Source organism: Streptomyces sp. 8K308 (assembly GCF_004348315.1).
In the GTDB taxonomy this organism is placed as follows: domain Bacteria; phylum Actinomycetota; class Actinomycetes; order Streptomycetales; family Streptomycetaceae; genus Streptomyces.
The window spans coordinates 1-12,286 of record NZ_SMKC01000210.1 but is presented as its reverse complement, the minus strand read 5'-3'; the positions used below and the strand labels follow the sequence as shown (position 1 = coordinate 12,286).

Sequence of the window (12,286 nt, the reverse complement as noted above, 5' to 3'; positions counted from 1 at the left end):
GGATCCGCAGCACGGTCTGCGCCACGCTCAACTCGTACTCGCGCGGCGCCAGCTCGTAGTCCACGAAGGTGCCCGGCAACACCGGCTCCCCCACGTGCCCTGACGCCAGCGCGATGTCCGCCTCGCCTCGCCGGTTGGTCGGCGGCGCCGGCCTGGCGGCGAAGCCGTCGAGGTGGGCGCGGAGCGCGGGGAAGCGGTCGGCGAGGGCGCGCACCTCGGTCAGGGGCAGGGCGAGCACGGTGCAGCGGGTGAGGGCGCGCAGGGTGGTGGGCCAGGCGCCGGGCTCCGCGGCGAGCGCCTCGGCGCCGGCGTGGTCACCGTCGGCGAGCACGCCGAGGCCGGCCTCGGCGTCGTAGGCGCCGGGGGCGAGTCGACGGACCTTACCGTGGGCGATCAGCAGCACCTCGGTGACCTGGCCGCCGTGGTCGGCGATGGCGTCGCCGGGCGCGTACTCGCGCTGCACGCAGGCGTCGGCCAGCGCGGCGAGCGCCGCGGTGTCCTGGAATCCGCGGAGGGCGGGGAGTTCGGTGAGTTCCGCGGGGATGACGCGGACCTCGGTGCCGGTGGAGACGAATTCCACCCGGCCGTTCCCCAGGGTGTGGGTCAACCGCCGGTTGACCCGGAAGGTGCCGCCGGAAACCTGCACCCACGGCAGCACCTTCAACAGCCAACGGGAGGAGATGGCCTGCATCTGCGGCGGTGTCTTGGTCGTGGTCGCCAGATTCCGCGCCGCGGCGGTTTCCAGGCTGGTGGGGACGGGGGTGAGCGGGGAGTTCACGCGGGCGTCTTCCTTCTCTGCTCGGTGGCCTTGGGAGCTGAATTCCGGCACCGTGGGAGGGTCGTGGTCCCGGCCCTCTCCGGTAGCGCTCAGTGCCCGATTTCGACGTCCTCGAGAACTCCCAGCGCGTCGGGGACGAGAACCGCCACCGAGTAGTAGGCGCTGACGAGGTAGGAGATCACGGCCTGCTCGTTGATCCCCATGAACCGGACGGACAGGCTGGGCTGGTACTCGTCCGGAATTCCGGTGCGGTGCAGCCCGACCACGCCCTGCTTCTCCTGGCCGGTGCGCAGCGCCAGCATCGAGGTGCTGCCGGTGGCACTCACCGGGATCTTGTTGCAGGGCAGCACGGGCACGCCGCGCCACGCGGGCACGGCCTGGCCACCGAACTGGGTGTTGGTCGGGTAGAGGCCGCGCGCGCTGCACTCGCGGCCGAAGGCGGCGATGGCCTTGGGGTGGGCGAGGATGACGCTGGGTTCCTTCCAGACGGTGGCCAGCAGCTCGTCCAGGTCGTCTGGGGTGGGCGGCCCGCTCCTGGTGTGGATCCGCTGCCCGAGCCCGGCGTTGTGGAGCAGGCCGAACTCGCGGTTGTTGACCAGCTCGTGCTCCTGCCGCTCGCGCAACGCCTCGACCGTCAACCGCAGTTGCTCCTCGACCTGGTTCATCGGCTCGTTGTACAGGTCGGCCACCCTGGAGTGGATCCGCAGCACGGTCTGCGCCACGCTCAACTCGTACTCGCGCGGCGCCAGCTCGTAGTCCACGAAGGTGCCCGGCAACACCGGCTCCCCCACGTGCCCTGACGCCAGCGCGATGTCCGCCTCGCCCGCGGCGTTACGCTGTGCGGGGACGGCGGCCCGGAGTCCGGCGAGGTGCTCGGCGAGCCCCGCCGCGCGCGCCGCGATCTCCTGGAAGGCGCCACGGTCGAGGGTGAGCACGGTGCCGCTGGTGAGCGACCGCAGCGTGTGCTCCCAGGTGCCCGGGTCCTCCTCGGCGAGGACGCGGTCGCCGTAGAAGTCGCCGTCGGCCAGCACGCCAAGGTCGGCGTCGGCGTCGTACCGCCCGGGGCCGCGCTTGCCGAGCTTGCCATGGGCGATGAGCACCACCCGGTCGGCCGGCTCGCCGGCCTGGACGAGCACCTCGCCGGGGCCGAAGTCCCGCTGGACGAAGGCGTCGGCGAGCAGCCCGAGCACCTCGGCGTCCGAGTATCCGGCGAGCGCCGGCAGTTCGCCGAGCTCGGCCGGAATCACGCGGACCTCGGCGCCGGTGGAGACGAATTCCACCCGGCCGTTCCCCAGGGTGTGGGTCAACCGCCGGTTGACCCGGAAGGTGCCACCGGAAACCTGCACCCACGGCAGCACCTTCAACAGCCAACGGGAGGTGATCCCCTGCATCTGCGGCGGCGTCTTGGTCGTGGTCGCCAGATTTCGGGCCGCCGCCGTGTCGAGGCTGAGCCTCGAATGCGCGGCACCGCTTTCCAGGGCACCGCTCTCGGGGGTCGGCTCGATCGAGGTCGTCATGCGTTACACCGCCAATGTGGGGTCGTACAGAGCCAATTGAGGGATCCCGCGAAGAAGCTAAAGGCTACGGCTGACCGGGGGCAATCACTCGAAAGTGGGGACAACTCGGGGATTTCCCAAGGGCTTTCCTGGGTATCGAGGCGTGACGTTCCTGCGTCCACGCACCCAAGGCACTCATGACGACACGCTGCGTGAGCACATGGGGTGAGGGGCGCGTCGGCGCACGACCGTGGGGCGCGGGGGGTGACGAGGGCGCGAAGTCCACCGTGTCCGATCCGGTCATCCCATCGGTCCACGGCGCGCTAACGTGGAGCGACCAGGCACGCGTGGTAGCGCGCCCAGTTGACCGCTCAGTTGACACGTTTGGGGCACATCAGTCCATGACTAAGGGCTCGGTCCAGGTGACGCACACCGGAACAGCACGCTGGCGGCGGCGGACCGCCGTCTACAGCACGGTCACCGAAGCCCTGGCCGCGGCCGCTGACGGCGACATCCTCGTCCTCGGGCCCGGCACCTACCGCGAGAACCTGGTGATCGAGCAGTCCGTGACGGTGCGCGGCCCCGGGGAGGACAAGGACGGACCGGCCAGGATCGCCCCGGCGGACGGCGTCCCGCTGACCGTGCGCGGCTCGGCGACCATCCAGCACCTGCTGATCGAGGGCCAGGACACGACCGCGCCCGCGGTGCTCGTCGAGAACAGCACCCCCGAGTTCGCCGGGGTGCGGGTCCGCACCGCCTCGGCGGCCGGCATAGAGGTGCGCGGCGGCGCCCGACCGACCGTGCGGCACAGCTCCGTCAGCAACCCGACGGGCACCGGGATCAGCGTGGCCGACGGCGGCGGCGGTCTCTTCGAGGAGTGCGAGGTCACCGAGTCGGGCCAGCCGGGCATCACCGTGCGCGGCCCGGCCCATCTGCGGCTCGAGCGCTGCCGCGTCGGGCAGGCCGGCGGGGCGGGCCTCTCGGTCACCGGGGACGGCTCCGCGGTGGACGCGGTGGAGTGCGACTTCACTGACATCAAGGGCACGGGCGTGCGCCTGGCGGACCGGGCCACCGCCCACCTGACCGACTGCCGGATCGGCGCCACCACGGGCGACGGCGTGACCATGGACACGGACGCCGTGCTGACCCTCGCCGACAGCGTGGTCTCGGACGTCCCGGAGAACGCGCTCGACCTGCGCTCCCGCTCGGTGCTGACGCTGGTGCGCACCACCGTGCGCCGGTTCGGCCGCAACGGCGTCTCGGTCTGGGACCCGGGCAGCCACGCCGACGCCCACGACTGCGAGATCCACGACAGCGCCGGGGACTACCCGGCGGTCTGGGTGAGCGACGGCGCCACCGCGGTGCTCGAGTCCTGCCGGGTGCACCACGTGCCCGACGCGCTCTTCGTGCTGGACTCCGGGTCCCGGGTGGACGTGGTGGACAGCCAGCTCGAGGAGGTGCGCGGCTCGGCCGTCTCGGTCAGCGACGGCGCCACCGCGCGGCTCGACGCCTGCCGCGTCCAACGGGTCGGCACCGCCGCCTGGTTCCGCGACCCGGGCAGCGGCGGCACGGTCACCGGCTGCACCATCCACGAGGCGCGCACCGGCTTCATCGTCACCAAGGGGGCGGACCCGACCGTCGAGGACTGCACGGTGAGCCGCGCGACCGAGGCCGGGGTCTACGTGTCGGCGGGCGGCCGGGGCCGGTTCACCCGCTGCCGGATCAGCGACTCGGGCGGTTACGGCTTCCACGTCATCGACGGCTGCCGTACCGAGCTCAACCGCTGCCGCACCGAGCGCTGCGCCAGGGGCGGCTACGTCTTCGCCGAGGACAGTCCGGTGCTGACCGACTGCCACAGCGACGAGTCCACCGCCCCCGGCGCCGACGTCCGGCTGAAGGCCACCGACGCCGCTCCCCCGCCCGCCGCCCGCACGGAGCGCGCCACCGCGACGCCGGCCGCGGCCACGGCCGCGCCGAGCCAGGCGCCCCCGGCCGAGGAGCCGGCCACGGCGGAGAGCCGGCCGGCCGACGAGGTGCTGGCGGAGCTCGACACCCTGGTGGGCCTGCACACGGTCAAGCGCGAGGTGCGGGCGCTGATCGACATGATCGAGGTCGGGCGGCGCCGCCAGCAGGCCGGGCTCAAGGCCGCCTCGGTGCGCCGGCACCTGGTGTTCACCGGCTCGCCCGGCACCGGCAAGACCACGGTGGCCAGGCTCTACGGCGAGATCCTGGCCGCCCTCGGCGTGCTGGAGCGCGGGCATCTCGTGGAGGTGTCGCGGGTGGACCTGGTGGGCGAGCACATCGGCTCGACGGCGATCCGCACCCAGGAGGCGTTCGAACGGGCGCGCGGCGGCGTGCTGTTCATCGACGAGGCGTACGCGCTCTCCCCCGAGGACGCCGGCCGGGACTTCGGGCGCGAGGCGATCGACACGCTGGTCAAGCTGATGGAGGACCACCGGGACGCGGTGGTGGTGATCGTCGCCGGCTACACCGCCGAGATGGAGCGGTTCCTGGCGGTCAACCCCGGCGTGGCCTCCCGCTTCTCCCGCACCATCACCTTCGGCGACTACTCGCCCGAGGAGCTGCTGAGCATCGTCGGTCAGCAGGCCCACGACCAGCAGTACGACCTGGGGGACGGCACCCAGGACGCCCTGCTGAAGTACTTCACGGCGATGGACCGCGGCCCCTCCTTCGGCAACGGCAGGACGGCCAGGCAGACGTTCGAGGCGATGGTGGAACGGCACGCCGGCCGGGTGGCGCGGCTCGCCGACCCGAGCACCGAGGAGCTGACCCTGCTCTACCCGGACGACCTACCGCCACTCGCCCAGGGCGGCCCCGGGCTCTGAGTCCCGTCCTCGGCTCCGGTCCCACGGCGGTCATACCGGCTCGGCCGCCCGCTGCTCCGGCAGCGGCGGCGCCTGCCCGCGCAGCAGCCGGTCGAAGAGGCCGGCGCGCTCCGCGGCGAACGCCGGGTCTGCGGCGTAGTCGCCGTGGCCCAGGATCGGCTCGGGCAGCGGCCTGACCAGGTTGCGGCCGTAGTGCAGCGGGTCGGCGAGCGGTCCCGCGTCGACCGGCGGCAGGTCGGCTCCGGCCACCCGTACCGGTCCGCCGATGGGGTCGGTGGCCCGCCACAGGTTCCGCCAACAGGGCACGTCCCGGTGGAGCGAGCGCAGCGCGGCCGGGCCAAAGTAGACGGGGAACCAGCGGCCGTAGAGCCGCTCGAGCGGGGAGCCGTGGGTGAGCAGCGCGATCCGGCTGCGGCTGGCCGCGTCCAGCTGCCAGACGGCCGCGGCGGCCAGCACGCTGCCCTGGGAGTGCCCGGAGATGACCAGGCGCCCGCCGGTCGCGTCGATCCAGGTGCCCATCCGCCAGGACAGGTCGGGCACGGCGCGCTCCGCGTAGCAGGGCGGCGCGAAGGGGTGGGCGGCGCGCGGCCAGAAGGTGCCGACGTCCCACAGGATGCCGATGGTGCGCCGGGCCCCGGCGTCGCGGTAGGCACGGCGGCCGAGCGCGACCAGCAGCACCACGCCCACGCCCATCAGCCAGGAGCCCATGCTCTGGAAGGCGTCGGAGACGGCGGAGACGGCGGCCGGCGCCGACTCGGCGGCCTCGGACGGCGGGTCGCCGGTCAGCGCCCCGGCGACGCAGGCCAGGCCGAGCACCAGGCAGGAGGCGGTGATCCAGCCGACCAGGACGGGCGCCGAGTCGGTGAGCTCGGCGCGGGCGACCGCCGAGGCGATGCTGCGGCTGCGGTCCTCCTGTGGCTCGCAGCCCTCGTCCGGGTAACGGTCCCTGACGCCCGGCGCGAGCTCCCGGCGTCTGGTGACCACCCGGAGACCGGCGGCCACCGCGAGGCCCACCACCACGACGAGCAGCGCGGGGATGGCGGCAGCCTCCCAGCTCAGCACGACCGGCGGGCCCGGGATGGCGCCCGGCGCGTCGCCGGCCGAGGGGGCGAGCCGGTCCGCGACCCACTGGGTCATGCCGCCGGTCAGCACCCCGCCGAGCCCGCAGGCCAGCAGCCCGACGGAGGCGGCGCCGAGCCCGGCCAGCGCGCCGCGATCGGCGCTCGGCGCCTGCCGGTGCAGCCGGTGGGCGGTCAGGGCCAGGCCCACGACCAGCACGCCCTGCACGATCATCAGCCCGGGGAAGATGCCGGCGCCGGCCGGGTGACGCCCGCTGGTCAGCCACTCGGGCCTGCTCCACGCGGTGTGCGCGACGACCACGAGCACCAGCAGCAGGGCGCTCCACGGCAGGGCGCGGGCCAACGGCGGCTCGGGGGTGTCGTCGGGCTGCTCCTCGGTCCGGCCGTGGCGGACCAGCTGGACCACGACGACCAGCCAGCCGACCGCCGTGAGGCCGGTCAGCAGCCAGCCGACCGCGGCCAGCGCGCCGCCGCCCACGGGGCCCCGGTCGTGCGGGCCCGTGGCGGCGAGCAGCGCGGCGGCGATGGTGAGCAGGCCGATGGCGGTGTGGCTGGCGCGCAGCCGGGCGACGATGCCGCGGCCGTACCAGAAGCCGGCGCGGCTGAGCACGGCCGGGTCGTCGCCGTCCGGGCGCGGACGCACCGGTGGGGAGGCCGACTCGTAGGCGCTCCAGGTGCGGTGCGAGAGCCCCCACAGCAGCAGGACCAGGACCAGCGGCAGGGCGGCGCCGAGCGCGAGCCGCCGGCCCGGCTGGGCCCACCAGCCCTCGCCGGTCAGCGAGTCGAGCCAGCCGGAGTCCGCGGCGCAGGCGGCGGAGCCGGCGCACTGCCAGGCGACCAGGTCGAGGGCGACGGCGCAGGCGCCGGCGGTGAACAGCACGGTGAGCGAGAGCGCGAGCAGCCGCACCTGCACGTCGAAGGCGAGCTGGGTACGGCGGGTGCCGTCGGCGGCCGGGCGCATCCAGTGGGCCAGGTTGACGATCATGAACGGGAGGAGCAGCAGCCACAGGGCGCGGGCCCCGTTGCCCGAGGTGAGGTTGGACCAGGAGTACGCCTCGCGCAGCGGCCGCTCGTCGTCCCAGGGCCGGTCGTCGAGGTCGTCGGTGCGGCGGTGGACGCAGGCGGTGGCGTCGCCGGTGACCCGGGTGGTGCGGGTGTCCTCGAGCATCGCCTGCGGCGTGGTGCCGCCGACGCCGTGCACCAGTAATTCGATCGCCGGCTCGTCCGGCGGCCCGTCCGGCGTGGGTGTGCTCTGCAACGTGCTCATGCGGTCTCCCCCTGTACCGACTTGCCCTCCCTTGACCTCTGTCCTGTCAGGGCCACGCCGAACCGTCCCCGATCGAGAGATGTTGGAGCATGCGAGGATGACTCATTCACTTGTGAGGAGACGCCGTGAGCGACAACCAGAATCTGCTGGCGGGGCAGCGCCGTGCGCTCATCCTGGACGAGGTCAGGCGGCGGGGCGGCATCCGGGTGAGCGAGTTGACGCGGATGCTTCAGGTGTCGGACATGACGGTGCGTCGGGACCTGGACGTGCTGGCGCGGCAGGGCTCGTTGGAGAAGGTGCACGGGGGCGCGGTGCCGGTGGCCGAGCGCCGGACGCACGAGCCCGGCTTCGAGGCCAAGTCCTCGCTCGAGCTGTCGGCCAAGAGCGCCATCGCCAGGGCCGCGGCGACGCTGGCGACGCCCGGTAGCGCGGTGGCGCTCTCCGGCGGCACGACGACCTTCGCGCTCGCGCACGAGCTGCTCGAGGTGCCCGACCTGACGGTGGTCACCAACTCGGTGCGGGTGGCGGACGTGTTCCATCACGCCGGGCAGCCGGGCGACGGCGGCCGGCCGGCCGGCGCGGGCGGGGCGACCGTGGTGCTCACGGGCGGGGTGCGGACGCCGTCGGACGCGCTGGTCGGCCCGGTGGCGGACGCGGCGATCGCCTCCCTCCACTTCGACGTGCTGTTCCTCGGGGTGCACGGCATCTCGGTGGAGGCCGGGCTCTCCACCCCGAACCTGGCCGAGGCGGAGACCAACCGGCACTTCATCCGCTCGGCCCGCCGGGTGGTGGTCGTCGCGGACCACACCAAGTGGGGGACGACCGGCCTCAGTTCGTTCGCGACGCTGGACGAGGTCGACACCCTGGTGACGGACGCGGGGCTGCCGCGCGCCGACCGCGAGGAGATCGCCGAGCACCTGGCGGAGCTGGTGATCGCCGGGGAGCTCGAGGGCTGAGGCGCGCGCCGGGGCGTTGTCAGCGGCGCCTGCCAGACTCGCGCACATGAGCGAGGAAAGGTCGGGGGCCAGCAGACACGCCCTCGCGGAGTACGCCGACGGCTCGGTCCGGGTGTGCGCGCTCGACGAGGCCGGGCGCCCGGTGGGCCCCGTCGCGGTGGAGCGCGGCCCGGCCGAGGCGGTCAGGGCCCGGCCCGGGGTCACCCGGTGGGTGTGGCGGTCCACCGCGAGCGTCTATCCCCGGCTGCTCGCGACCGGGCTCCGGGTGCCGCGCTGTTACGACGTGGAGGCGGCCGAGGCCCTGCTCCTCGGCCACGAGGGCGGCTACGGGCTGCCGCGCTCGCTGAGCGCCGCCTTCGCCAGGCTGCACGGTCTGCCGGTGCCGGACGACCCCCGGCCCACGGCGGCGGACTCGGCGCAGCCCTCGCTCTTCGACACCGGTCCCGCCCCGCTGCCCGCCACCGCCGATCCGCTGGCCGCGTTGCTCGAGGTGTACGCCGGCCAGTTGGCGCGGGCCGGCTCGGTGCCGCACCCGGAGCGGATGCGGCTGCTGATCGCGGCGGAGTCGGCCGGCACCCTGGTGGCGGCCGAGATGGGGCGGGCCGGGCTGCCCTGGCGCGCGGACATCCATCTGCGCCTGCTCGACGAGTTGCTGGGCCGCCGCTATCCGGGCGGGGCGCAGCCCGCGCGGCTCGCCGAGCTGGCCGAGGAGGTGTCGGCGGCGTTCGGCCCCGGCGCCCGGGTGCGGCCCGACCTGCCGGCCGAGGTCATCAGGGCGTTCGCGGGGGCCGGCGTCAGGCTGTCGTCCACCCGGGCGTGGGAGCTGCGGGAGGTCGACCACCCGGCGGTGGCCCCGCTGCTCGAGTACAAGCGGCTGTACCGGATCCACACCGCGCACGGCTGGTCCTGGCTGCGCTCGTGGGTGCGCGACGGGCGCTTCCGCACCGAGTACGTGCCGGGCGGCACGCCGTCGGGCCGCTGGACCACCAACGGCGGTGGGGCGCTGCAGATCCCCCGGGTGGTGCGGCGCGCGGTGGTGGCGGATCCGGGGTGGCGTCTGGTGGTGGCGGACGCGGCCCAGTTGGAGCCCCGGGTGCTGGCCGCCGTCTCACGGGACCGCGGGCTGATGGCCGCGGCCGGCGCCGCCGACGACCTCTACACGGCGCTGGCCCACGGCGGGTTCTCCGGCGACCGGGCGGCGGCCAAGCTGGCACTGCTCGGCGCGATCTACGGGCAGACCTCGGGCGACGGGCTGCGGCAGTTGGCGGCGCTGCGGCGCCGCTTCCCGGCGGCGGTCGGCTATGTGGACGAGGCGGCCAGGGTCGGCGAGCAGGGCGGCCTGGTGCGCACCTGGCTGGGCCGCACCTGTCCCCCGGCGGCCGCCGGGATCCCGCCGGAGGACCGGGCCGAGCCGCTCGACCAGGGCTCGTCCTCCTCGGCCCGGGCGCGCGGTCGGTTCACGCGCAACTTCGTGGTGCAGGGCAGCGCGGCGGAGTGGGCCCTGCTGATGCTGGCCACCCTGCGCGGGGCCCTGTGGGACCTGGCCGCCGAGTTGGTCTTCTTCCAGCACGACGAGGTGATCGTGCACTGCCCGGCCGAGGAGGCGTCGACCGTCATCGAGGCCGTCCACGCGGCGGCCGCCTCGGCCGGCCGCCTCACGTTCGGCGAGACCCCCGTCCGCTTCCCGCTGACCACGGCGGTCGTGGAGTGCTACGCCGACGCCAAGGGCTAGGCGTCTGTCCGGGCCTGGGATCCGTCAGGTGGTGTAGCCGGCCGGGGTCTGGAGCGCCGGGGGGGTGTCCTCGGCGACCAGTCGGGCCGCGGCGGCGAGGCGGCTCGCCGCCTCGGTGGCGAGCGAGCCGCTGACGGTGAACGGCACCCGGACATAGCCCTCGAACGCGCCGTCGACGCCGAAGCGCGGCCCGGAGGGCACCCGGACGCCGAGCCGTTCCGCCACGTCGGCGACGCGGGATCCGGACAGGCCGCCGGTGCGCACCCACAGGGCGAGGCCGCCGGTCGGGACGGTGAACTCCCAGTCCGGCAGGTGCACGCCGAGCGCCGCCACGACCGAGTCCCGGCTGGCGCGGATCTCGGCGCGGCGCAGGGTCAGCGCCTCCTCCCAGCCGCCCTCGGTCAACAGCCAGTGCAGCGCGAGCTGTTCCATCACCGGGCTGCCCAGGTCGGCATAGGCGCGGGCGGCGACCAGGCTGCGGATCACCTCGGGGGCGGCCCGCACCCAGCCGATGCGCAGCCCTGCCCAGAAGCTCTTGCTCGCCGAGCCGACCGTGACCACCGTGGAGCCGCCGTGGTCGAAGGCGCTGACCGGCCGTGGCGCGGGCGCGCCGACGTCGTGCGCGAGGTCCGTCATGGTCTCGTCGACCACCAGCAGCGTGCCGGCGGCGCGGGCCGCGGCGACGAGCTCGCGGCGCTGCTCCTCGGTGGCCAGCGCGCCGGTGGGGTTGTGGAAGTCGGCAACCACGTAGGCCAGGCGCGGCGCCGCCTCCTTCAGGACCCGGCGCCAGAGCGGCAGCTCCCAGCCGGCGAGACCGTCCGCCATCGGGACCGGCACGAGGCGGGCGCCGGCCTCCCGCAACAGCTGGAGGACGTTGGCGTACGAGGGGTGCTCCACGGCGACCCGCTCGCCGTGCGCGACGAAGAGCCGGCAGACGGCGCCGACCCCGCCCATGGCGCCGGTGGTCACCATGATCTGCTCCGGCATGGTGGGCACGCCGCGAGCCGTGTAGCGGTCGGCGATGGTCTGCCGCAGCTCGGAGAGCCCGGCCGGGAAGTCCCCGTGCGTCCTGGCGGCCGGCCCGGACGCCGCCAGCGCGGCCTGGAAGGCGCGGGTGAACCAGGGCTCAGGGGCCGGCAGCGAGGCGCAGCCCAGGTCGATGATCCGGCCGGCCGCGTCCGGCGGCAGCGGTTCGAGCGCCCGCCCCGGCAGCGGTCTGCCGGGCGGCACGGCCGTCCAACTGCCTGAGCCCCGGCGGGACTCGAGGAAGCCGTCGCCGCGCAGCGCCTCGAAGGCGGTGGCCACGGTGGTCCGGCTGACGGCCAACGCCCCGGCCAACTCACGCTCGGCGGGCAGCCTGGCGGCGACGGGCACCCGGCCCTCGAGGACCAGCAGCCGGATCCCGTCGGCCAGCGCGCGGTAGGCGGGTTGGCGGCGCGGGCCGGTCGTCGGCTGGTGGCCGTCCCCGGAGTTGAGCAGCCTGGCGAGCTGGGTGGCACCGATGGTCGAGGTCCACTGAGGCATGAAATCAGTCCACCTTTCGCTGATTGGCCATGGTTCGGCGGTCCAGTCAGGCCACAGGGTGGCACGCACCAGGCCACCCGTGCCAGCGGGACCGATCGACGGGAGCAGTGTTGAACAAGCGACTACCGCGCCGCCTCCTCCAGCTGTACGGCGGGCTCACGCTCTACGGCGCGAGCATGGCGCTGATGGTGCGGGCCGGGCTCGGGCTCGATCCCTGGGACGTATTCCACCAGGGCGTCTCGGAGCACACCGGCATCTCCATCGGCATGGTGGTGAACATCACGGGCGCCCTGGTGCTGCTGCTGTGGATCCCCCTGCGGGAGCGCCCAGGCCTCGGCACGCTCTCCAACGTGCTGCTCATCGGCTCGACGATGGACCTGACACTGCGGCTGCTCCCCGAGGTGACGGCCCTGGAGGCGCGCGTCCCGCTGATGCTGGGCGCCGTCGTGCTCAATGGCGCCGCCACGGGCCTGTACATATCGGCCAGGTTCGGCCCCGGGCCACGGGACGGGCTGATGACCGCCCTGCACCGCATCACCGGGCGGTCCATCCGGCTGATGCGCACGGCCCTCGAGGTGACGGTGCTGGTCACGGGCGTGTTGCTGGGC

8 protein-coding genes are annotated in these 12,286 nt (G+C 74.5%); 4 read left to right on the top strand and 4 right to left on the bottom strand.

Annotation, left to right across the window (positions count from 1 at the left end):
- Both E1265_RS24410 and E1265_RS24405 read right to left on the bottom strand, forming a co-directional pair.
- Positions 1-778 (bottom strand): cyclic nucleotide-binding domain-containing protein (locus tag E1265_RS24410; protein ID WP_243741079.1); only part of this gene is annotated, 778 nt, incomplete at its 3' end.
- Positions 779-867: 89 nt separating this feature from the next.
- Positions 868-2,295, bottom strand: a complete 1,428-nt coding sequence (locus E1265_RS24405; RefSeq protein ID WP_132933152.1) for a family 2B encapsulin nanocompartment shell protein — start codon at positions 2,293-2,295, stop codon at positions 868-870.
- 380 nt (positions 2,296-2,675) lie between these two features.
- Here E1265_RS24405 and E1265_RS24400 point away from each other — a divergent pair, with 380 nt between their 5' ends.
- Positions 2,676-5,120: a right-handed parallel beta-helix repeat-containing protein gene (locus E1265_RS24400; protein ID WP_132933151.1), complete on the top strand. Its 2,445-nt coding sequence runs from the start codon at positions 2,676-2,678 to the stop codon at positions 5,118-5,120.
- Between the two features lie 30 nt (positions 5,121-5,150).
- On the opposite strand, the gene E1265_RS24395 is transcribed toward E1265_RS24400, so the two are convergent.
- Positions 5,151-7,466, bottom strand: a complete 2,316-nt coding sequence (locus E1265_RS24395; RefSeq protein WP_132933150.1) for a hypothetical protein — start codon at positions 7,464-7,466, stop codon at positions 5,151-5,153.
- A 125-nt stretch (positions 7,467-7,591) separates the two neighbouring features.
- Here E1265_RS24395 and E1265_RS24390 point away from each other — a divergent pair, with 125 nt between their 5' ends.
- Both E1265_RS24390 and E1265_RS24385 read left to right on the top strand, forming a co-directional pair.
- Positions 7,592-8,422: a DeoR/GlpR family DNA-binding transcription regulator gene (locus E1265_RS24390; RefSeq protein ID WP_132933149.1), complete on the top strand. Its 831-nt coding sequence runs from the start codon at positions 7,592-7,594 to the stop codon at positions 8,420-8,422.
- 46 nt (positions 8,423-8,468) lie between these two features.
- Positions 8,469-10,154 (top strand): bifunctional 3'-5' exonuclease/DNA polymerase, encoded by a 1,686-nt coding sequence (locus E1265_RS24385; protein WP_132933148.1) that lies wholly within the window; start codon positions 8,469-8,471, stop codon positions 10,152-10,154.
- Positions 10,155-10,178: 24 nt separating this feature from the next.
- Here E1265_RS24385 and E1265_RS24380 read toward each other — a convergent pair whose 3' ends face one another.
- Positions 10,179-11,678 carry a PLP-dependent aminotransferase family protein gene (locus E1265_RS24380; protein ID WP_132933147.1) on the bottom strand — a complete coding sequence of 500 codons (1,500 nt, stop codon included), beginning with the start codon at positions 11,676-11,678 and terminating at the stop codon, positions 10,179-10,181.
- A 176-nt stretch (positions 11,679-11,854) separates the two neighbouring features.
- Here E1265_RS24380 and E1265_RS24375 point away from each other — a divergent pair.
- Positions 11,855-12,286: hypothetical protein (locus E1265_RS24375; protein ID WP_132933153.1), on the top strand; the 432-nt coding region annotated here is incomplete at its 3' end.

Bases quoted from the DNA above. Each gene is read 5' to 3' on its own strand.
- E1265_RS24405 (WP_132933152.1), bottom strand. From the start codon at position 2,295: ATGACGACCTCGATCGAGCCGACCCCCGAGAGCGGTGCCCTGGAAAGC.
- E1265_RS24400 (WP_132933151.1), top strand. From the start codon at position 2,676: ATGACTAAGGGCTCGGTCCAGGTGACGCACACCGGAACAGCACGCTGG.
- E1265_RS24395 (WP_132933150.1), bottom strand. From the start codon at position 7,466: ATGAGCACGTTGCAGAGCACACCCACGCCGGACGGGCCGCCGGACGAG.
- E1265_RS24385 (WP_132933148.1), top strand. From the start codon at position 8,469: ATGAGCGAGGAAAGGTCGGGGGCCAGCAGACACGCCCTCGCGGAGTAC.
- E1265_RS24380 (WP_132933147.1), bottom strand. From the start codon at position 11,678: ATGCCTCAGTGGACCTCGACCATCGGTGCCACCCAGCTCGCCAGGCTG.